Here is a 20,392-nt window from a genome sequence, read left to right on the forward strand (position 1 = left end):
AGCTTGCTGGTGGCGGTCTGGACGCTTCGTGCGATCGGCTCGCTCATGCCGGTGGAGGCGTCGGCCACGATCAATCTCACCTTGCAGCCGCCGATGGTGATCTTCGCGGCGGTCACCGCGATCACTACCGGGCTGATCTTCGGTCTCTTTCCCGCGCTGCACAGCACGCGCTCGGATCTCATCACCGTGATTCGTGCCGGCGCCGGGCAGATAGCCGGCGGCCGCTCGGCCTCGCGATTCCGCACGGTGCTTGTGACTGCGCAGATCGCGCTGTCGATGGCGCTCCTTATCTCGGCCGGTCTGTTTCTCAAGAGTCTGGTGAATGTGAGCCGGGCGGACCTCGGACTCAGCGTCGACAATGTCGCGACGTTCTCGATCACGCCGATGCGCAGTGGCTACGACAGTACGCGAGCGGCGGTGTTGTACGAGCGGGTGGAGCAGGAGCTGGCGGCGATCCCCGGAGCCACCGGGGTGACGTCGTCGATGGTTCCACTTCTGTCGGGCGACAACTGGGGCGAAAATGTGCGTGTGCAGGAATTTACGCACGGTCCCGATAATCGATGCGAATGCTCGTTTCAACTCGATCGGAGCCTCTTACCTCAAGACGCTTGGCATGCAGCTGCTGGCCGGGCGCGAGTTCTCCCAAAGCGATCGACTCGGCAGCGGCAAAGAGTGCTCGTCAACCAAGCGTTCGTGAAGAAGTTCAATCTCGGCATGAATCCTATCGGCAAGTTCATGTCGGAAGGCAGCGACTCGCTCGATATGCAGATCGTCGGCCTCGTGAAGGACGCCAAATACGCCCAGGTGAAGGACGACGTGCCACCGGTGTTCGATACGCCTTGGCGCCTACGCGGGTCGGTGAGTGGACTCTACTTCTACGTGAACAGCTCGATCCCACCGGAGCAATTGTTGAAGAGTATCAGCGCGATCATGAAGCGCATCGATCCTACCGTGCCGGTGGAGGATCTGAAGACGATGCCGCAGCAGATTCGCGAGAACGTGTTCCTGGACCGCCTCATCAGCATCATGACCTCGTCCTTTGCCGTGCTGGCCACGTTGCTGGCGGCCGTGGGTTTGTACGGAGTCCTGGCCTATTCCGTGGCGCAGCGCACGCGCGAGATCGGGGTGCGCATCGCCCTCGGCGCCGACGCGGGCCACGTACGCGGCCTCGTGTTGCGCCAAGTGAGCGCGATGACGCTGGTCGGTTCGGTGATCGGCATCGCCGCCGCGTTCGCGCGTGGCCGCGCCGCGCAGTCCCAGCTTTAGAAACTCGAAGGGCATGACCCCGTTGTATTCGCCGCTTCGGTGCTCCTGCTCACGCTCGTCGCTCTCACGGCAGGCTACTTGCCGGCGCGCCGCGCCGCGATGGTCGATCCGATGCACGCGCCGCGCTCCGACTGAGGTCGATCTTTATGGACATCGTTCGCACATCCAGGAAGTCATACAAAAGACACATCACCATCGGTGTGGCGATGGCCAGTGTCGTGCTGCTCACCGTCGCGCTCACCCGACTTGGTCCGGCGGTGCCCACCGTGCAGAGTGCCGCCGTTGTCATCGATACCGTGAAGCAGGGCGACGTGGTCCGCGAGGTGCGCGGCCCCGGCACGCTCGTGCCGGAACACATTCGCTGGATCACGGCGCAGGCCTCGGCGCGCGTGGAGCGCGTGAATGCCGCTTCCGGCAGCGCAGTGGAGGTTGGCGAGATGCTGCTCGAGCTGTCGAATCCCGATCTGCAGATTCAAACAATGCAGGCCGAGCAACAGGTGCAGCGCGCGCAGATCGATCTGCTCAAACTGCGCACCAACCTGCGGAGTGAAATTCTCACGCAGGAAGGCGCGGTGGCGTCTACGCGCACGCAATACGTGAGCAGCACGCAGGAGGCCCGGGCTGCCGATTCGCTAATGCGCATGGGGCTGGTGCCCGCCTTCGAGGCCACGAATCGCAAGGCGTCGGCCGAGGAGTTCACCACGCGGGTGCGGGTGGAGCAGGAGCGTCTATCGCTCATGCGGCAGGCCATCGATTCACAGCTTGCGGTGCAAGCGTCACGCGTGGTGCAGTTGCACGCGATCGCCGACAATCAGCAGGCGCGACTCCGTTCGTTACAGATGCGCGCGCCGGACGCCGGTGTGCTGCAGGAGCTCACACTGCAGCTCGGGCAGTGGGTCCCCGAGGGCACCACCCTCGCGAAAGTGGTACAGCCCGGTCAGCTGAAAGCGGTGTTGCGCATCCCCGAGTCGCAGGCAAAGGACGTGCAGCTTGGGCAGCGCGCTACGGTCGACACGCGCAACGGGCTCGTGAGCGGCCGCGTGATACGCAAAGACCCGTCCGCGCAGGGCGGCTCGGTGACGATCGATGTCGCACTCGAAGGGGCACTACCATCGGGTGCCGTGCCTGATCTCAGTGTCGACGGCACGATTGTGATCGACCGCATGGTGAACGTGCGCTTCTGAGGTCGCCCGGCGTCGAGCGCCAGCTCGGGTACCACATCGGTGTTCCGCCTCGAGGCCGCTGGCGGAACGGCCGTACGGGTCCCGGTCCGCTCGGTCGCAACAGCGTGAATACCATCGAGATTCTTCGCGGCCTCTCGGTCGGCGATCGCATCATCCTGTCGGACATGAGCAGCTACGCGAACGTCGATCGCGTGCTCATCAAGTAGCAGACCCGTAGCCAGCACGCATTCTCTCTCCTCACCACCACGATCGGAGCCACCGATGTCGGAACCACTGATTCACATGAAAGGCATTCGGAAGGTGTTCTACACCGCCGAGCTCGAGACCCACGCATTGGCCGATGTGCACTTCGAGATCGCCAAGGGTGAGTACGTGGCCATCGCGGGCCCGTCCGGTTGCGGAAAGACTACGTTGCTGGCGATTCTCGGCCTGCTCGACACGCCATCGTCGGGTGACTCCCGAATTTCGGGCACGCCGGTAGGGCAGCTCGTGCCCGCCGAGCGGGCGCGAGTCCGCAACCGCGCAATCGGGTTCATCTTCCAGGCCTTCAATCTGATTGGCGATCTCACCGTGTGGGAGAATGTGGAACTGCCACTTACCTACCGCGACATGGTAGCCGCCGAACGAAAAGAACGGGTGCAGAAGGCGCTGGAGCGCGTGGGGATGACGCACCGCGCCAAGCACTATCCGCCGCAGCTGTCGGGCGGTCAGCAGCAACGCGTGGCGGTGGCCCGCGCCGTGGCCGGTGATCCCGCGATCCTGCTGGCTGACGAGCCCAACGGCAACCTCGATTCGAAGAACGGCGAGGCGGTGATGGATCTGCTGCGCGAACTGCACGGCAACGGGTCGACTATCTGCATGGTCACGCACGACGTGCGCTACGCGCTGCACGCTGATCGCACCGTACAGCTCTTCGACCGGCGGATACTCGAGGCCGGCGCGCTCGAGGTGATGTCGGCTGCGGTTCCGGTATTGGCGTGACGCACGGGCAGCCTCCGTGACAAATTCCGGGACCAGCTGGCGAGCGGGGGTGTAGTTGAGATTGGTGGACACGAACAGGCGCATTATTGTCCTGCCACACAACCTGATGAACAGCGAAGCCCCCCGCACCGACGTCGCCAACGCCGATATCCTGCTCTGGCAGACCGGATATCGGCTCGTACTCGCGCTTGTCGCCGGCATTATGGCGGTCGGCCTGCGCAACGCCGGCATTCTTACGCTGTCGTCGGTGGCCTACGTCACGGTCGGACCCGACTCGGCCGATCGCGTTTTGGGCCTCGTGGCCGCGACGTACGTGGTGCTCGTGACCAGCATCCGGGCCCTTGTGCAGCGTACGCGCGCAGCCGGCCGGACGCTCTCTACGCTCATGGTTGTGGCCGACCTGATGGTCGTATTTCTGCTGGTATTTCTGCTGGCCGAGCCCAACGACTACCATCGCGGATTGCTGCTGGCGCTTTTTTCACTGCAGCTCACGCATGTGTACTTCGGACGCGCGCCCGCGCTCCTGCTGCTGGCCGCCATCGCGGCGGCGTTCCTGCTCATCAACGACATCGCCCAGGACTACAGCAACGCTGTCTCGTGGCCGGAGGCGCTCACGACGCTTGGCTTCTTCGGTCTTGGTTCACTGCTGGTGATCCGTGTGCAGAGCAAGCTGCACGAGCGGCTCGGCACCTTGGTCGCGATCTTCGAACGCGCAGAAGAGGGCGACTTCACCAACTCGTACGACGTGGCGGCTGACAAGAGCCCCGACGCGATCACGACGGTGGGGCGTGCCTACAATCGCATGCGTACGCAGCTGGCCAGCATCGTGCAAACCGACCCGCTGTCGGGCTGCTACAACCGTCGGGGATTCGAGCAGCAGTATCGTCGTGAACTGGCGCGCGCAGCGCGCACGCAAACCGACGTCGCGCTGATCGCGATCGACCTCGACTTCTTCAAGCAGGTGAACGACACGCACGGCCACCTGGTGGGCGATCAGGTCATCGCCGAAACCGGCGAGCTTCTCCGTGCCAGTGCGCGAACCGACGACATCGTCGCTCGTACGGGTGGGGAGGAGTTCATGATCCTCGCGCCCAACACTTCGGCCGCAGGCGCGCAGCACCTCGCGCTGCGCGTCGTCGAAGCGTTCCGTCGTCGCACCTTCGCCGAGCCCAAGGCGAAGGTCGCGGTCACGGTGAGCGTGGGCGTGGTGTCCGACACGGTGCCCGACGAATCCATTGCCGAAGCGCTGCGGGCCCGCGTCGACGAGGCGCTTTATGCCGCTAAGCGTAGTGGCCGCAATCGCGTGGTGCTCTGGTCGCACGGCCTCGACGCGTTGCGACGGGGACAAACCAGCGGGGAATTCCCGCCGGTCAAGGTGTAAGGAAGAGCGCGAGCGCCCTACCGCACCGCCATCGTCCCTTCACTCACCAGCACCGTCGCGCCGCCCACACGCACCGCGTCGATCACGCTGCCGCTCTTGTGTGCCTCGATGTGCAATCGGCTGGGACGACCCATCTCCACGCCCTGCGCGACCTCCCATTTCAGCAGCCCGTCGCGCGGTGTGCGCTTGGCGAGATATCCCGCCAGGCAGGCGTTGGCTGATCCCGTGGCCGGGTCTTCGGGCACCGTGGAGCCCGGCACGAACACGCGCGCACGAATATCACATCCGCGCACGTGCGCTGGCATCAGCTCGTCGCGATCGGCGCCGCTCTCGCGTGACATCGCGAACACCATCGGCCACGACGCCCACGTGTCCTTGAGCACCGCGTCCCAGGCGTCGGTGTTCAGCCGCGCCCGCTTCACCGCCTCGACGCTGTTCAGCGCAATCACCTGAAAGGCCACGCCACAACTCACGCCGGTGGGCGCATGTGCGCCGCCCACCAGATCCGAAGCCGACAACGACAGCACGTTGGCCAACGCGTCGAGATCGGTGACTTCCACGCGCTCCTCCGGCAACTGCGCCGTGGTGAGCTGCGCATGCACGGGCACACCGTTCTCGAGGGTAACGCGCACCGGTACCGGGCCCACATTCTCGCCCAGCACCAGCGTCATCTCGTTGCCTACCGCCGGCACTTCGCCACTGGCCACCAGCACATGCGCCGTGCCGATGGTGGGATGGCCGGCGAACGGCAGTTCGAGTTCGGGGGTGAAAATGCGCACCCGCCGCGTATGCGACGGATTTTCCGGCGCGAACACGAACGTAGTCTCCGCGAAGTTGAACTCGCGCGTGATCGCCTGCAGCGTTGCCGTAGGCAGCCCCTCGGCGCCGAACACGACCGCGAGCTGGTTGCCCGTGAACCGCTCAGTGGTGAAGACGTCGCAGGTGATGAAGCGAATGGTGCGCATGATCCCTAAAGAACTGATGAGTCGTGAGTGGTGAGTTCAAGTATCGAGTCGTGAGTCAAGCAGGAGCGGTTCACCCACTCACCACTCCAAACTTGAACTCAAAACTCCAAACCCACGTGAGTCCGTCCGAACGCCCCCAACCCGTTCTCTTACCCAAGAAAAGGATACCGCCAATCCAACGGACTCGAAAACGTTTCCTTGATGTTCCGCGCGCTCACCCAGCGCATCAGGTTCAGCTTCGACCCCGCCTTGTCGTTCGTGCCCGAACCGCGCGCACCGCCGAAGGGCTGCTGCCCCACCACGGCTCCCGTGGGCTTGTCGTTGATGTACAAATTGCCCGCGCTCTGCCGTAGCACGCTCATCGCTTCGCGCACCGCGCCGCGGTCGCGTGAGAAGATCGCGCCCGTGAGCGCGTACGGCGACGTCGTGTCGACCAGCGTGAGCGTTGCGCGCCATGCGTTGTCGTCGTACGGATGGATCGTGATCACCGGGCCGAACAGCTCTTCGCACAGCATGCGATGCTTCGGGTCATCCGTCTCCACGATCGTCGGTTCGATGAACCAGCCCTTCGAATCATCGTAGCCGCCGCCGGCCACGATCGTCGCCGACATTTTCGCGTCGTCGAGGTAACCCTTGAGGCGATTGAACGCCTTCTTGTCGATTACGGCAGCCACGAAGTTCGAGAAGTCACGCACGTCGCCCTGCTTCATCTCCGCCATCATCTTGATGCAGCGTTCCTTCACGTCGGGCCACATCGACTTCGGCACGTAGGCGCGGCTGGCCGCCGAGCACTTCTGCCCTTGGTATTCAAAAGCGCCCCGCACGATGCCCACGGCCACCGCCTGCGGATCGGCGCTCGGGTGTACCACGATGAAGTCCTTGCCGCCCGTCTCGCCCACGATGCGCGGATACGACCTGTACGTGCCCATATTCGAGCCTATCGTCTTCCACATGCTGTTGAACACGCTCGTGGACCCAGTAAAGTGTACGCCGGCCAGGTCACAGTGCGCCAGCGCGATGTCGGAGATCATTGCCGCGTCGCCCGGGATGAAGTTGATCACGCCCGGCGGAAGCCCCGCCTCTTCCAGCAGCTGCATCGTGTACCACGACGACAGGATTGCCGTGGCCGATGGCTTCCAGAGCACCACGTTGCCCATCATCGCCGGCGCACTGGGCAAGTTGCCGCCGATCGCCGTGAAGTTGAACGGCGTGACCGCGTACACGAAGCCTTCCAGCGGACGGTAATCCAGCTGGTTCCACATGCTATGGTCGGACAGCGGCTGTTCCGCATACAGATCCTGCGCGAACTGCACGTTGAAACGCCAGAAGTCGATCATCTCGCAGGCGGCATCGATCTCGGCCTGGTGCACCGTCTTGGCCTGACCCAGCATCGTCGAGGCGTTGATCGTGTCGCGCCACGTCGTCGTGAGCAGTTCGGCCGCGCGCAGAAACACGGCGGCGCGATCTTCCCAGCGCCAGCTCGACCACTCGGCGTACGCCGCCGCACTCGCCGCGATCGCCTCGTGTACCAGCTCCGGCGTGGCCTTGTGGTAGGTGGCCAGCACATGCTGGTGATCGCACGGCATGGTGACCGTGCCGAGATTGCCCGTGTGAATCCGGCGACCGCCGATCACGATGGGAATCTCCACCTGCTCGGCCGCCATGCGGTCGAGACGGAGCTTCAGGTTCTTCGTTTCGGCGGACGACGGCGCGTAGCTGCGCACGGGCTCGTTCGCGGCGACGGGCACGCGACGCGTGCCATCGAAGGCGGCAAAAGACATCAGACGTTCTCCGAGAAGGCAGGATAAGGAACGGGAAAGCTAGCGTCGTGCGGATCTTGCAGTACCCTTCCCGCATGGCTCTGCCTCCTGTCCGTCCGTCCGCCCCGTTCCGGATCCCGTTCCGGATCCCGTTCCGGATCCCGTTCCGTTGGTCCGGGAACCGCCGCCGCCAGCTGACGGCCCCCCTCGCCCTCGCGCTGCTCGTTACGGCCTGCGAGAAGCCGGCCGTGAGCTGGGTCGATGCCGAAGCCGCGGCGACTAATTTCCCGTCGCCACTCGTCTATCCGCCGTACGTCGCCACCGATTCCACGCTGGAGGCTTCGTCGCTCTATGCTGACTTCCTGCTGACGCAGGATCTGTGGCGTGAGGCAGGTGGCACCAGCCTGCTCGAGCCGACGATCGTCGCGATGCCTGAGGCGAAGGATTCCGTGGAGAATCACGCCACGCTGCCACCGGTGCAAACGGCGCCCGCGACTCTGACCTCGCTCGGCAACGGCAACGCGCCGGCCGACTCGATGCGCTGCGCTCGCTCTATCCGCATCGTCTCGGCCGGCGCGCGCGGGCAGGTGGCAGTGTGGTGGAGCCGCGGCGCTGGCGGGCGTGTGCGCCTCGCCGCGGCGTGGCGGGATAGCATGGTGACCGCTTCGTCCGATGCGACCGCTGGTGCGACCGCTGGGGCGGTCGTGGGCGACCCGGTGGCCGCGTTGAGCGGCGCCTGGCGCGGACCGATCCTCGTCGACTCGCTCGATCAGGGCCCCGGTGACGCGCAGGCCGCCGATCGCGGCGCCTACGGCTGCGCCCGGCCTGCCCCCAGTGTCGTCGTCGACAATAAGTATGGGTACGTCCACGTGGCCTACGCGCTTACCGGCCCCGAAGGCCCGGGCGTGTTCTACGCGCATCAAATGGATCCGCGGTCGCAGTTCGAGCCGCCCATCGCGATCATCTACGGCGAGCGCATGGGCGACGCGCGCGTGGCCGTGGACGGTGACGTGGTAGCGGTGGTGTACGAAGATCCCAACAGTGGCCTTGGTCGCCGGAAGATCGGTCTCGCTGTGTCGCGGACGTCGGGCCATCTCTTCGAAGACCGGCTCACGGCCAGCGGAGGGATTTCGAACGCCCGCGATCCGCACGTCATCGTGCGTGGCCGCGCAGTGGTGGTCGGATGGAGCGAAACCGCCGCCGCCTCCGATGCGATCTTCCGTTTGCGTCGCGCCCGTGTGGAACGCTGAACTATGTCACTTCTTCTTGGTGCCCACTGCATCGACACCGGTGGCATACCCATGGCCACCCGCCGTGCCGGCAAGGCGGGCATGCAGGCATTACAGATCTTCAGTGCGATCCCGAAGTTCTACAATGACAAAGTCGGGGTGAAGCCCGATCGACTCGCCCGCTATCAGGAAGCGCTGGCCGAGGCTGGTATTCGCCCGGAGCATGTCATTGTGCACGCGGCGTACGTGATCAACTGCGCGACGCCCGACGACGAAAAGTGGAATCGCGCCGCAGCGGCCCTCGCCAAGGAGTTCGAGCGCTCCACGACGCTCGGTGTGGCCGGTGTCTGCTTCCACCCAGGTGCAGCCACCGATGGTAACCGCGAGGCGGCGATCGCGCGCGTGTCGGAGGCGATGCGTCGCGCCCTGGCGGCGGTTCCGGCCAGTCACACCCGGTTGCTTATCGAGAACACCGCCGGTGCCGGCACCACCGTGGGACGCACCCCTGAAGAAGTAGGCGCCATGCTGGGTGGCATCCCGGCGGCCGATCGTGCGCGCACCGGCTACGGACTCGACACCTGCCATCTGTTCGCGTCGGGGTATCCGATCGCGACGTCGCGCGCCGATCTCACTCGGGTGCTCGACGAGTTCGAAGCGGCCACCGGCGAACCGTCGGCGTTCTTTCATCTCAACGACAGCGAAGGCGCGCTCGGCTCGAATCGCGATCGTCATGCGTTGATCGGCGAAGGGCTGATCGGCGTCGATGCCTTCAGTTGGCTGCTGCACGACCGCCGCGCACAGGGTGTCCCACTGATCCTCGAGACCCCGCAGGAGCACGCGGACCTCGCGGACGACGACGATACGCCCGATCCGTGGGACGTGCGCTCCATCGCGCTGCTGCGCACCATGGCGATGGAGCCACCGCGCGGTTGATCGGCATCTCCTGATGGTCGGCAACTGATGGGCGTCAAATGATGGGAAAGTCCCAGTGGGCTGCACTCGTGGTGTTCGGCGCGGTCGTTCTGGCCTGCGAAGGCTGCACCGCGCCTTCGAGCGCCGCGCGAGACCTTCGCACTGACCATCGCGAGGTCCGTGTCGAAGTCGATAGCGCCGTGACACTCGCCGGCGATTTCGCATGGCCAACGGCACCCGCGTCGGTACCGGTGCCGGCGGTCTTGCTGCTCAGCGGATCCGGTGCGCAGGACCGCGACGGAGCACGTACCGAGTTGCCGGGCTATCGCCCGTTCGCCGACATCGCCGACACGTTGGTCGCTGCCGGCTTCGCCGTGTTGCGTCTGGACGACCGCGGGATGGGTGCCTCCACCGGTCGCTTCGACGGGGCGACCACCGAGGATTTTGCGCGCGATGCGACGGCGGCAGTTACCTGGCTGCGTGGTCAGTCGCGGGTGCAGCCGGAGCGGATCGCCCTCGTGGGACACAGCGAGGGCGCGCTCGTGGCACTGCTGGTGGCGCGCGACGATCCCCGCGTGTGGGCGCTGGGATTGCTGGGGGCGGCGTCACGTCCAGGGCGTGAAATCGCACGCTGGCAACGCGCCACCCTCGTGGCGAGCGATCTCACCACGTGGGCGCCGGCGCAACGCGCGGCGGTGCTGGCGCGCGCGGAATCCGATGCCGATGCGATCGCCGCGACGGATCGCTGGCTGCGCACCTGGTTCTCCCTCGACCCGCGCACGATCGCGCGCGACGTGCGCCAACCCGCCGTATTGTTGCACGGTGAGAACGACCGGCAGGTCCCCGTGGAACAGGCCGACGAGCTCGCGGCGGTACTGCACGAGGCGCGCGCCGTGCGGTTACCGCACACCAATCACCTCCTGCTCGACGACTTCGACGGCGATCCGCGCGGCTACGTGCGCCTCGATTCGCGTCGTGTCGAAGGGGAAATCCTGCGCGTGCTCGTCACCTTCCTCGAGCAGCAGAATCGCAAAAATCGATTCTCCGAGGGGAATACAATGAAAAAAATCCGCTGATTTCGCGGCGAAGTGCGGTTTTCATAGGGAAAAACATGAAATGCACTATTGCGCGATGCATGCGTGATTGTACTTTTGGCCGTCCGCTGAGACGTAACCGCGTCTTCGCGAGATCTGTCGAGAGCTGTATTGCTCGACGCGACCCGACCGGTCCCACCCCAGGAGACGACATGGCCGCTGCGAAGAAGTCTGCGAAGAAAGCTGCAAAGAAGGCTGCCCCGAAAAAGGCCGCCGCCAAGAAGGCGCCCGCGAAGAAGGCCGCTCCGGCCAAGAAGGCGGCTGTGAAGAAGGCCGCTCCGGCCACGACGGCGGCCGTGAAGAAGGCGCCGGCGAAGAAGGCCGCCAAGCGCACGCCGAACGCGGCGTTCATGAAAGCCCTCACGCCGAGCAGCGACCTCGCCGCCGTGGTCGGTGACAAGCCGCTTCCGCGCACGGAAGTCGTGAAGAAGCTGTGGATTTACATCAAGAAGCACGGCTTGCAGGATGCCAAGAACAAGCGCAACATCAACGCCGACGACAAGCTGAAGGCCGTGTTCGGTGGCAAGAAGACCGTCAGCATGTTCGAGATGACGTCGCTGGTTTCCAAGCACCTGTCGTAACTCCCGACGGTTTGCCGCGTATGTTGAAGGGGCGCGTCCTTGATGGGCGCGCCCCTTTGATCTAGTCCGCCCTCGACTTCCCAACCGCACCGCCCGTGGCCTCGAACAGCAGTTCGTCGAAAAGCAGCACCGACCGTAAAAGTGTGGCAAACCTCCGCGCCGGCAAAAAGTCCGGCGGTGGCAGTGGCTCTACTCTCTGGGAAAACGTCAAGGCGATTCTCGTCACGCTGGCGATCTTTCTCGCCATCCGGACGTTTCTGATCGAGGCTTATCGCATCCCCTCCGGGAGCATGATTCCGACGCTGCTGGTGGGAGACTGGCTGTTCGTGAACAAGCTGGCCTACGGTCCGCACGTCCCGTTCACCGACATCAACCTGCCGGGCTACGCGGACCCGGAACGCGGCGATGTGGTCGTGTTCGTCTCGCCCGATCAGGTCGATCAGCCCGAGGATCCGAATCCGATTCTCGTGAAGCGCCTCGTCGCGATAGCCGGTGATACCGTCTGGATGCGCGGTGGCGTCTTCCACGTGAACGGGATGGCGCAGCGTCAGGGCTTCGCCGCCTCCGAGAATCCGAAGGGTGACGGTGGGTTCTCGCACCCGCTGTTCAGCTGGCAGAAGCAGTTCGAAGTGCGCGGCACCAGCGCCGGCGAGCCACCGGCGTCGCCCACGCTCGACGACTGGGGTCCGCTCGTCGTACCCAAAGACTTCCTGTTCATGCTCGGTGACAATCGCTACGACTCCAAGGACGGCCGTTACTGGGGCTTCGTGCCGCGCGAGAACGTGCGGGGCCGTCCGGTGTTCGTGTACTACACGTACAACGCCGACGAAAGCGTACGCCCCTTGCCGTTCATCACGGATATCCGATGGGGTCGCATCGGGACGATCATCAAGTAATGCGATGCGCCGAACGGCATGCCACGAGGTCCCCGATGCGCCTGGTGGCAGCGTGGTTGCTGCTCGCCGTCGGCAACGCATCGTTGTCGTCCGCGCAATCGGCCACCGTCACGGGAACCGTGCGTACCGACACCCTCTGGTCGCAATCGCTCGGTGCGTACAAGGCGTTGGTGGTCTACCTCCCACCCTCCTACAGCGCGGCTACCCGCACCCGCTATCCGCTGCTGGTCTACCTGCACGGGCGCACCGGAAACGAACGCAATTGGGTGGACGCGGGCCGGTTGGATCGCACCATGGACTCGCTGGTACGCACCGGCGCCCCCGAAGCCATCATCGCCATGCCCGACGGCGACAACGGGTGGTATGCCACTTGGAATCAGCTGGGCGACGCGAACGCCTGCCGCGCCGACAGCGTGCGCCGCGAACCCGCTGCGACCTACTGTGTGCCGTGGACGCGCTACGATGACTACATCGCGCGCGACATCGTGTCGCACATGGACACGCGCTATCGCACGATCGCCCGTCGGGAAAGCCGCGGTATCGCCGGACTCAGCATGGGCGGCTTCGGCGCGCTCACCGTGGCGTTGCAGTATCCCGATGTCTTCGCGGCGGCGGCGAGTCACTCGGGTGTCGTGTCGCCCCGCTACCTCGGTCCCAAGCCGTTTGCGCCGCCCCCGCGCTACGCCAACACGACCGCCGAACTGCAGTCGGCCTCGCGGAATCTCTGGTCGGATCTGCGGTGGGTGATGGGCAAGGATACCATCGGCTGGAACGCACGTGATCCTGGACACATGGTGCAGCGGCTGCAATCTCGGACCGCAACCGGTGGGCCGCGCATCCCGCTATTGATGTTCGACGTAGGCGTCGACGACGCGTACGTGGATCAGAATCGGGATCTGCACGCCACCCTCACCAGTCTCGGGGTCACGCACCGATACGCCGAATGGCCCGGCGCGCACACCTGGAGCTACTGGCAGGCGCACGCCGCCGAAAGCCTGCTGTTCCTGCTGGGAAACGTCACGGGCCGCTAGAAAGGCTGGCGTCCGTCCCGACCTGACGTACCTTGCCAGCATGAGCCGGTTCTTTCCGAAAGACGTGATCCACTGGGGCGAAGAGCGCCTGCACCCGCTGCGCGCGTTCGCCATACGCACGGTGGAGCCGGCAGGTATCACCGGCGTCCTGCTGCGCCTGTGGCGCGCGGCGTTGCTGAGCAGCACGAACTGGATGCTGTTCGTGGGTGGGCTGGTGGCGGGCGTGCTGTTCCTCTGCGGCATGCTTACCTGGCACCTGGGCAACTTCCCGGTGAAGCGGTGGCCGCCTCGCGTGGCGCTGTTTCTCGTGATCGAAGCCTTCGCCGAGATGGGCACCAGCTCCCTGCTCATCGCCTTCGCACGTGAGCGAGTCGGGTCACGTATGGCCACTTGGCCCGACTGGTGGCCGATGGCCGGTCAGACGTTCGTCGAGCGCACCATCGTGCTCGTGGTGTTCGCGCTCGTGTTGGGCGGCAGCGTGCAACTCGTTCGTCGCGCCATGGAACGGCGCGAGGCCCCCGCGCGCAGCGCGTAGTCACACTCCGTCATTCACTTATCACCGATCTCAATTCCGTGCGCATTCTCCCCATCCTGTTGCTCGCTTCGGCGTCCGCTTCTACGCTCGCCGCACAGCCGGTCGTCACGCCGGCCACACCCGGCGCCCGGACGTCCGGATCGATCGCGGCCGACACGCTCCGCCCCTTCGGCACGCTGCGCGAGCAGGCGTTCAAGCAGCAGCAGTGGCTGGAGCTGCGCATGGAGCGCACGCTGCCGGCGCTGATGCGTCGCGAAGGGATCGATATGTGGGTAGTCCCCATGCGCGAATACAACGAAGACCCCGTGTTCACGGCGATCACCTCGCCGACCACCTTCGCTGCTCGTCGCAGAACGATCTATGTGTTCTTCGATCGCGGTGCGGCGGGTGTGGAACGTATTGCGCTGGGCGGCACCTCGCAGGGCAACGTGTTCAAGGCCGTGCGCAGTATGAAGGCGGTGTCGGCGCCCGCGGCCGGCAGCCGCTCGAACGATCGGCAGGCGGAGCTGTGGGGCGACGAGCAGTGGAATATCCTCAAGCAGGTCATCGAAGAGCGGAAGCCCAGAAAGATCGCTGTCAACACGTCGCGCACTTTCGCCTTCGCCGATGGACTCGCGAGCGGTGAACGCGATGGCATGCTGCAGGCGCTCGGACCGGAGTGGGCCGCCAAGGTCGTGCCGGCCGAGGCGCTCGCCGTGGACCTCATCGCCGCTCGTCAGCCGGAAGAAGAAGCGATGTTCCGCGAACTCAATCGCGTGGCCTGGGAGATCATCCAGGAGGCCTTTTCGAACAAGGTCATTACGCCCGGCGTCACGAAGGCCGACGACGTGCTCTGGTGGATGCGTCAGCGCGTGAGCGATCTGGGGCTGTCCACCTGGTTTCAGCCGAGTGTGGAAGTGCAACGGCAGTTCGGCAGCCCGGAGTTGGTGGGCGTGAACCCCACCATCCTCAAGGGGGATCTGCTGCACTGCGACTTCGGGATCACCGCCCTCGGCCTCAACACCGACACCCAGCACAACGGCTATGTGTTGCGCGATGGCGAGACCGACGTGCCGGCCGGCATCAAGCGCGCGCTGATGGCGTCGAATCGTCTACAGGACATCACGGTCAGCGAGCTCAAGCCGGGACGCACCGGTAACGAAGTACTGGCGGCGTCGCTCAAGCGCATGCGCGAGGAGAAGATCGACGGCACGTTGTACTCGCATCCCATCGGACTGCACGGCCACGGCGCCGGCGCGCTGATCGGGCTGTGGGACTATCAGGACGGCGTTCCGGGTCGCGGTGATCACAAGGTCATCCCGGGTATGTGGTACTCCATCGAACTGCAGGCGACCACGCCCGTGCCGGAGTGGAACAACCAGCGGGTCCGCTCGGCTCAGGAAGAAGACGTCATCATCGATGGGAACGGGAAGGTGCGCTGGGCGTTCGGTCGTCAGAGCACATTCCACCTGGTGAAGTGATGACACTTCTTCGCGCGCGCTTCGTAGAGTCGGTTCTTCTTTAACGTACCGGAGCGGCTTCCATGGCCTTGGGTGATTTTCTTCGCAAGCAGTTCATCGACGTCATTTACTGACCAGGCCGCTGATTGGTGCGTAGTGCCGTCGTGCGGTGTACAACACGTGCGCCTCGTGGAACAGGTTCTGAATGATCTGCGGTCGCTTCTGGCGGCGGAAGAGATGTCGGCGCACGGGAGCCCTCATCTCGGCCACAGCATCACGCGAACGTCCTCCTTGTTCTCCGCCACGAACAGTTTCGCGAGACGCGAAGAACAGCAAAAATGATCGATACGGGCATCACGCCGGCGGACCTGGGCGCGTCGAACCACCACTCCTGTGGGTGCTGTTCTTCGCGGGCCTTCGCGATCTTCGCGGACTTCGCGCGAACCGCAGTGCGTGCGGCTGTCTCGGCGCTGTCGGAGAGTCGGCTGGTTCACGCGAAGCTCGCGGAACACGCGAAGAGACGCGAAGAACAGCACAACTGATCGATACGGGCATCGCGGCGGCGGACCCGGGCGTGTCGAACCACAACTCCTGTGGCTACGGTGCTTCTGTGCGTGTCGGTCGCGCGCGCCTCCGCGCAAACGACCGACAGGCAGCGCCTCGCCGGTCCAGTCGAGACCAGACGAAACGACCCCATTCTCAAAGCACATCGATAACGGACGCCGTTCGAATGCCAAAACGTTGGGATGTTACTGCAGACAATCCAGAACTATTTGCTGCACTGATCAGTAGTGGACCGAATTCGGTCCCGGCGTCCTCATGTAACGCTTCCCCATGCAGGACATGGAGATCCAGAGCGGCAGCAAGTTGACCGTTCGGGAATCGCAGCTCGCGATCTTCGTGAACGAAGGCCGTGCCGCTCAGCTCCGGCGCCTTCGCACTGATCGGCGTCGTGATGTTCGTCCTCGCGTTCATCGTCATCGACCTGCTCACGCCCGGAAATACCGAGAAGCGCAACACGGCGGCCGCCATCCTCATGGGCTCTGCGCGTGATGCTCGGCAGTATCTGCAGCAGCGCGCATGGAGCTCGTGGCGTGATGAGATCCTGGCCGATCTAGGTCGGGCGCACGGCGACATCGCAGCGTGCGTGGCGCGCATCGACATCATGCGCTGGGGACATGCCATGACGCAGCCCACGCCCGGAGTGCTCGGTCGGGTGGCGGCGCTGAACGCGTGGCAACCCGCGCCGCGCCTGTTCGTGGCACACGCTGATCTCAGCGGCCTGAGCCTCTTCGAAGAATCCCAATGGCATGGCGTGCACGCCGCGTTATCGGCTTTTTCGGTTGTTGCGGGGTGAAGGTCGTGGTACGCAGCTGGTGGATCGCGTGGTCACGGCGCGGGCTCGTGAGGTCGAGCCTTCGCGGCTTTTCTGCTGCGCGGATCGCCGTGCGCTGCGCGCCGGCACTTGCTTGCAGAGAGCCGCTCGGTCGCCTCACGACCCGAGCCGCGAGGCCGCGGTAGGCGCGGGTGCCACGCACTTCTGTTCGCACACCGAAGGGGTGGCAAGCCCGCGCCGTCATGGACCGGGCGGGTCTGACAAGCGCCCCTTACGCGCCCCTCAGCGCTTTGCGCTTGTACTAGCGACGGGGCGGTTGGAATCCCGACCGCGCCACCGTCGGCCGCCCGGTGTCCCCACCACCCCAGCCCGGCGCGCCCCGGCTCCCCCACAGCGGCTCTCTGCAAGCGAGTGCCGGCGCGCCAGCGCCCGGCGATCGGCGCAGCAGAAAAGCCGCGAAGGGGGATGCCGGGAGCGCGCCGGGCGGCTCCGCCAGCACACCAAGCCCAAAGCCCAAAGCGACAGATTAGATTTCAATAAGAACCCTAAGCGTGTAAAGGAATAGATGAATCGCAAGCACAAGCGTCTGATCGTCGTCGGTGACCGCGTCCTCGTCAAAGCCGAAGACGGCGACCAGCGATCGAAAGTCGGGCTGTATCTGCCGCCTACGGCCATCGACAACCAAGCCGTGCAAGGCGGAGAGATCGTCTCCACCGGCCCGGGCCTCGCACTGCCGGAACTCACCGACCAAGGCGAAGAGCCGTGGCGGATCTCCGGTGGATCCGGTCGGGAAGCGCGATTCGTACCCATGCAGGCGCAGGTCGGCGACTACGCGCTCTTCTTCCGAAAAGCCGCCGTCGAAATCACGTTCGAGAACGAGCAGTATCTCGTGGTGCCGCAGGCGGCGATTCTCGCCCTCGTGCGTGAACCACGTGAAGACATTCCCGAGTACTAGGAGATCGATTCTATGTATCCAGAGTACATGCTCCAGCCCATGCGCGAAGAACTCACGCGCCTTGGCGTGCAGGAACTGCGCACCGCTGACGCCGTCGACGCGCTCCTGCAGGAACACAAAGGCACTGCGCTCGTGGTGGTGAATTCCGTGTGTGGCTGTGCCGCCCGGAACGCCCGTCCGGCCATCGCTATGGCAATGGCCAACGCCGTGAAACCGGAAGTCGCCACGACCGTATTCGCCGGCCAGGATCGTGAAGCCACCGACCGCGCGCGGTCGTACTTCACGGGCTACTCGCCGAGCTCCCCGTCGATCGCGCTGTTCAAAGACGGCGACGTGGTGTTCATGCTGGAGCGATATCAGATCGAAGGCCGCACCGCGCAGGAAATCGCGCAGGACCTTACGGGCGCGTTTGACCAGTATTGCGCTGCGTGAGCGCGGTTATCCGTCGAGACGGATCCAGCGGATGATTTCGCGGATGGACGGGCGCTTGCCGTACATCAGCAACGCGGTACGATAGAGTCGGCCGGCGGCAACCATAGCGCCGGCCGCCAGCAGTGACAGCAGGCCGAGTGAGACCGCGAGTTCCGACGTCGGCACGGCCACCAGTCCGAGTCGCAACGGCATGATGATCGGCGAGGAAAAAGGCACGAGCGACAGCGTGCGGGCGATCGGACCGTCGGGGTCGGCAAGGGCCGGCTGCAACAGCGCGACACTCCCCACCAGCAACATCAGCACCGGCGTCTGTGCCTGCTGTGCTTCCTGTTCGGAGCTGACAATGCTGCCCACGGCCGCGAAGAGCGCGGCGTACAGCACGTATCCCAGCAAAAAGTACGCGAGCAGGGGAATCAGGTCGGTCCACGACACCGACGGCAGAGTCATGCTGGATGACGCCACGCCGAGGGCGGACAGGATGCGCCCGCGGTTAGTCATGAGCGTCACCATCGACGCGGTCCAGAACCCGAGTTGCACCAATGCCACGCCACCGATGCCGAGCACCTTGCCCGAGAGCAGGATGCGCGGTGAAACGCTGGCCAACACCAGTTCCGAAACGCGCGACTGTTTCTCTTCGGTCACGCTGCGCAACACGATCTGTCCGTACAACACGATCACGATGTACAGCAGCACCGCCACGCCGGCGCCGAAGATCAGATTGACCTGCGCCGATCCCGTGCGGCCGTCCCGCATCACGCGCTCCACCTTGAGCGCCACCCGCACCTGCGCCAGTTTCAGCGCCGACTCGGCATCGAGACCGGCCGCCGCGACCCGCTGCCGCAGTAGCTCACGTTCGATCGCTTTTTGCAGACGCTCCGAGGTCGCGATCGGTGCGCTGCTCGAAAGCAGCATCGACACGGCGCCCGACTCGATCGAGGTGGCGCTCAGATAGGCCACGCCAGGCAAGCGGTCGGCGGCAACGTCGATGCGCAGCGAGTCGAGCGTGTGCGCGGCACTGGCCGCGCTCGTGGTGATCACCTTGGGCGCGCGCGCGGTGCCCATGAGCCCACCGGTGAGCTCTGTTGCGACGCCGGCGCCAGCCTGTTGTCCGGTGGCGTCCACGATGACGACAGCGGAAATATCGACCGACCGCGCTGATCGGAACGCGAGCCAAGGCGGTCCCAGCGTGAAGGCCGCGAACAGGAACGGACCGAACAGCGTGGTGAGCAGGAACCAGCGTGAACGCACGCGCTCACCGAATTCGCGTCCAATGACTGCGTAAAGCTTACCCATTGCCGCTGAGCCCCGCTTCGACGCCCGTCGCGGCCACGCGTTCAAGGAAGATCCGATGCAGCGACGCTTCGGAACGATCGAATTTCACGATCTCGACGTCGTGGGTTACCAACTGGCTGAGCAACTGCTGCGAGGTCGCGCCGACGGCGAGGTCGACTTCGACCCGTTGTCCGTGATCGTCGAAGCCGGACACCAGCGCGGTGTTCTCCAGCACCGCGCGGGCGCGATCGCGTCCGTTGCCGGCGAACTCGATGCTGACCCGTCCCGGACCGCCGTACTGTTTTTTCAAGGCATTCAGCGCGCCGTCGGCTACGACTTCCCCTCGCGCGATAATGGCCACCGCGTCGCACATGCGTTCCGCGTTGTCCATGAGATGCGTACTGAAAATCACGGTACGTCCTTCGCGACGCAGATCGAGCACCGTGTCCTTGAGGACCTGAGCGTTGACCGGGTCGAGCCCGCTGAAGGGCTCATCGAGAATGACCACCTCGGGCTCGTGCAGCATGGTGCCGATGAACTGCACCTTCTGTTGCATGCCGCGGGACAGGTCTTCGACTTTGGCGTTGCCCCAGTCCTGCGTGGCCGTACGAAGTCCCATGCGATCGAGCCAGAGGTCGATGCGCTTGTCGGCCTCCTTGGTCTGCAGCCCCTTCAAGCGTCCCAGAAAGCGCAGCACACGACGAACCTCCATCTTGCGGTAGAGGCCGCGCTCTTCGGGCAGGTATCCTACGCGATCGGAGACGGCGGGGTCACCGGCGGGCCGCCCCAGCACCTCGATGTGTCCCGTATCGGGCACCATGAGGTTGAGAATCATCCGGATCGTCGTCGTTTTCCCGGCGCCGTTGGGGCCGAGCAGCCCGTACACCGTGCCCTTCGGCACCAACAGCGAGACGTCACGTACGGCGAGGTGATTGGCGTAGGCCTTGCGAACGTGCTCCACGCGAATGGCAACAGCTGGAGAAGACACCAGGACAGATCGAAGGGAAAGGAAGGCGTTGGGCCAGAGCCTCGGGTTACACCAGACGGTTCGGTGGCGGGATTGGAAACAAACGGCACCACCGAAGTCTACCTTTCAATTCAATCGCGCAGACCATGCGAGGCTCCAGGCCCGCCTCGACCTCA

19 protein-coding genes and 1 pseudogene are annotated in these 20,392 nt (G+C 64.8%); 16 read left to right on the forward strand and 4 right to left on the reverse strand.

Features of this window, described 5'->3' with window-relative positions:
- The 4 genes from ACESNG_RS11335 to ACESNG_RS11350 all read left to right on the forward strand — a co-directional run.
- Positions 1-1,266: FtsX-like permease family protein (locus ACESNG_RS11335; RefSeq protein WP_373069012.1), on the forward strand; the 1,266-nt coding region annotated here is incomplete at its 5' end.
- A gap of 146 nt (positions 1,267-1,412) precedes the next feature.
- Complete coding sequence (locus tag ACESNG_RS11340; RefSeq protein WP_373063730.1) at positions 1,413-2,450, forward strand: HlyD family secretion protein; 1,038 nt, start codon at positions 1,413-1,415, stop codon at positions 2,448-2,450.
- A 261-nt stretch (positions 2,451-2,711) separates the two neighbouring features.
- On the forward strand, positions 2,712-3,431 hold the full coding sequence (locus ACESNG_RS11345; protein ID WP_373063732.1) for an ABC transporter ATP-binding protein: 720 nt from the start codon (positions 2,712-2,714) through the stop codon (positions 3,429-3,431).
- Between the two features lie 106 nt (positions 3,432-3,537).
- A complete protein-coding gene (locus tag ACESNG_RS11350) occupies positions 3,538-4,812 on the forward strand; it encodes a diguanylate cyclase (protein WP_373069014.1) in 1,275 nt (424 codons plus the stop codon).
- A 17-nt stretch (positions 4,813-4,829) separates the two neighbouring features.
- Here ACESNG_RS11350 and ACESNG_RS11355 read toward each other — a convergent pair whose 3' ends face one another.
- A complete protein-coding gene (locus ACESNG_RS11355; protein ID WP_373069016.1) occupies positions 4,830-5,777 on the reverse strand; it encodes a PhzF family phenazine biosynthesis protein in 948 nt (315 codons plus the stop codon).
- Between the two features lie 149 nt (positions 5,778-5,926).
- The gene (gene pruA, locus ACESNG_RS11360; protein WP_373063738.1) at positions 5,927-7,558 is read right to left on the reverse strand and encodes an L-glutamate gamma-semialdehyde dehydrogenase; all 1,632 of its coding nucleotides are present in this window, start codon (positions 7,556-7,558) and stop codon (positions 5,927-5,929) included.
- A gap of 74 nt (positions 7,559-7,632) precedes the next feature.
- Here pruA and ACESNG_RS11365 point away from each other — a divergent pair, with 74 nt between their 5' ends.
- The 12 genes and pseudogenes from ACESNG_RS11365 (at position 7,633) to ACESNG_RS11420 (ending at position 17,977) form a co-directional block, all read left to right on the forward strand.
- On the forward strand, positions 7,633-8,787 hold the full coding sequence (locus ACESNG_RS11365) for a hypothetical protein (RefSeq protein WP_373069018.1): 1,155 nt from the start codon (positions 7,633-7,635) through the stop codon (positions 8,785-8,787).
- 3 nt (positions 8,788-8,790) lie between these two features.
- Entirely contained in the window at positions 8,791-9,699 is a 909-nt protein-coding gene (locus ACESNG_RS11370) for a deoxyribonuclease IV (protein WP_373069020.1), read from the forward strand.
- Between the two features lie 38 nt (positions 9,700-9,737).
- The gene (locus ACESNG_RS11375; protein WP_373069022.1) at positions 9,738-10,754 is read left to right on the forward strand and encodes an alpha/beta hydrolase family protein; all 1,017 of its coding nucleotides are present in this window, start codon (positions 9,738-9,740) and stop codon (positions 10,752-10,754) included.
- Between the two features lie 170 nt (positions 10,755-10,924).
- Complete coding sequence (locus tag ACESNG_RS11380; RefSeq protein WP_373064952.1) at positions 10,925-11,353, forward strand: SWIB/MDM2 domain-containing protein; 429 nt, start codon at positions 10,925-10,927, stop codon at positions 11,351-11,353.
- A 143-nt stretch (positions 11,354-11,496) separates the two neighbouring features.
- A complete protein-coding gene (gene lepB, locus ACESNG_RS11385; protein ID WP_373064954.1) occupies positions 11,497-12,249 on the forward strand; it encodes a signal peptidase I in 753 nt (250 codons plus the stop codon).
- A gap of 35 nt (positions 12,250-12,284) precedes the next feature.
- Complete coding sequence (locus ACESNG_RS11390; RefSeq protein WP_373069024.1) at positions 12,285-13,280, forward strand: alpha/beta hydrolase; 996 nt, start codon at positions 12,285-12,287, stop codon at positions 13,278-13,280.
- Positions 13,281-13,320: 40 nt separating this feature from the next.
- A complete protein-coding gene (locus ACESNG_RS11395; protein WP_373069026.1) occupies positions 13,321-13,815 on the forward strand; it encodes a hypothetical protein in 495 nt (164 codons plus the stop codon).
- Between the two features lie 38 nt (positions 13,816-13,853).
- On the forward strand, positions 13,854-15,275 hold the full coding sequence (locus ACESNG_RS11400; RefSeq protein WP_373062732.1) for a M24 family metallopeptidase: 1,422 nt from the start codon (positions 13,854-13,856) through the stop codon (positions 15,273-15,275).
- Between the two features lie 771 nt (positions 15,276-16,046).
- Positions 16,047-16,181, forward strand: a pseudogene (locus ACESNG_RS11405) (SPFH domain-containing protein); the annotation flags it as partial.
- Positions 16,168-16,611 carry a DUF350 domain-containing protein gene (locus ACESNG_RS11410; RefSeq protein ID WP_373069028.1) on the forward strand — a complete coding sequence of 148 codons (444 nt, stop codon included), beginning with the start codon at positions 16,168-16,170 and terminating at the stop codon, positions 16,609-16,611. The pseudogene ACESNG_RS11405 and the gene ACESNG_RS11410, both read left to right, overlap by 14 nt.
- Positions 16,612-17,155: 544 nt before the next feature.
- Entirely contained in the window at positions 17,156-17,545 is a 390-nt protein-coding gene (locus ACESNG_RS11415; RefSeq protein ID WP_373062728.1) for a co-chaperone GroES, read from the forward strand.
- A gap of 12 nt (positions 17,546-17,557) precedes the next feature.
- Positions 17,558-17,977, forward strand: a complete 420-nt coding sequence (locus ACESNG_RS11420; protein ID WP_373062726.1) for a BrxA/BrxB family bacilliredoxin — start codon at positions 17,558-17,560, stop codon at positions 17,975-17,977.
- A 6-nt stretch (positions 17,978-17,983) separates the two neighbouring features.
- Here the strand turns inward: ACESNG_RS11420 and ACESNG_RS11425 are convergent, their stop codons facing one another.
- Both ACESNG_RS11425 and ACESNG_RS11430 read right to left on the reverse strand, forming a co-directional pair.
- Positions 17,984-19,270, reverse strand: coding sequence for an ABC transporter permease (locus tag ACESNG_RS11425; RefSeq protein ID WP_373069030.1), 1,287 nt, complete (start codon positions 19,268-19,270; stop codon positions 17,984-17,986).
- Positions 19,263-20,237 carry an ABC transporter ATP-binding protein gene (locus ACESNG_RS11430; protein ID WP_373062722.1) on the reverse strand — a complete coding sequence of 325 codons (975 nt, stop codon included), beginning with the start codon at positions 20,235-20,237 and terminating at the stop codon, positions 19,263-19,265. Before ACESNG_RS11430 ends, ACESNG_RS11425 begins: the two co-directional genes overlap by 8 nt.
- Positions 20,238-20,392 lie beyond the last annotated feature (155 nt).

Origin of the sequence: Gemmatimonas sp., from assembly GCF_041689975.1 — a bacterium.
Classification (GTDB): domain Bacteria; phylum Gemmatimonadota; class Gemmatimonadetes; order Gemmatimonadales; family Gemmatimonadaceae; genus Gemmatimonas.

What these genes read in the sequence shown, in the direction of transcription:
- ACESNG_RS11340 (WP_373063730.1), top strand. Translation starts at nt 1,413, where the DNA reads ATGGACATCGTTCGCACATCCAGGAAGTCATACAAAAGACACATCACC.
- ACESNG_RS11345 (WP_373063732.1), top strand. Translation starts at nt 2,712, where the DNA reads ATGTCGGAACCACTGATTCACATGAAAGGCATTCGGAAGGTGTTCTAC.
- ACESNG_RS11350 (WP_373069014.1), top strand. Translation starts at nt 3,538, where the DNA reads ATGAACAGCGAAGCCCCCCGCACCGACGTCGCCAACGCCGATATCCTG.
- ACESNG_RS11355 (WP_373069016.1), bottom strand. Translation starts at nt 5,777, where the DNA reads ATGCGCACCATTCGCTTCATCACCTGCGACGTCTTCACCACTGAGCGG.
- pruA (WP_373063738.1), bottom strand. Translation starts at nt 7,558, where the DNA reads ATGTCTTTTGCCGCCTTCGATGGCACGCGTCGCGTGCCCGTCGCCGCG.
- ACESNG_RS11365 (WP_373069018.1), top strand. Translation starts at nt 7,633, where the DNA reads ATGGCTCTGCCTCCTGTCCGTCCGTCCGCCCCGTTCCGGATCCCGTTC.
- ACESNG_RS11370 (WP_373069020.1), top strand. Translation starts at nt 8,791, where the DNA reads ATGTCACTTCTTCTTGGTGCCCACTGCATCGACACCGGTGGCATACCC.
- ACESNG_RS11375 (WP_373069022.1), top strand. Translation starts at nt 9,738, where the DNA reads ATGATGGGAAAGTCCCAGTGGGCTGCACTCGTGGTGTTCGGCGCGGTC.
- ACESNG_RS11380 (WP_373064952.1), top strand. Translation starts at nt 10,925, where the DNA reads ATGGCCGCTGCGAAGAAGTCTGCGAAGAAAGCTGCAAAGAAGGCTGCC.
- ACESNG_RS11390 (WP_373069024.1), top strand. Translation starts at nt 12,285, where the DNA reads ATGCGCCTGGTGGCAGCGTGGTTGCTGCTCGCCGTCGGCAACGCATCG.
- ACESNG_RS11395 (WP_373069026.1), top strand. Translation starts at nt 13,321, where the DNA reads ATGAGCCGGTTCTTTCCGAAAGACGTGATCCACTGGGGCGAAGAGCGC.
- ACESNG_RS11415 (WP_373062728.1), top strand. Translation starts at nt 17,156, where the DNA reads ATGAATCGCAAGCACAAGCGTCTGATCGTCGTCGGTGACCGCGTCCTC.
- ACESNG_RS11420 (WP_373062726.1), top strand. Translation starts at nt 17,558, where the DNA reads ATGTATCCAGAGTACATGCTCCAGCCCATGCGCGAAGAACTCACGCGC.
- ACESNG_RS11425 (WP_373069030.1), bottom strand. Translation starts at nt 19,270, where the DNA reads ATGGGTAAGCTTTACGCAGTCATTGGACGCGAATTCGGTGAGCGCGTG.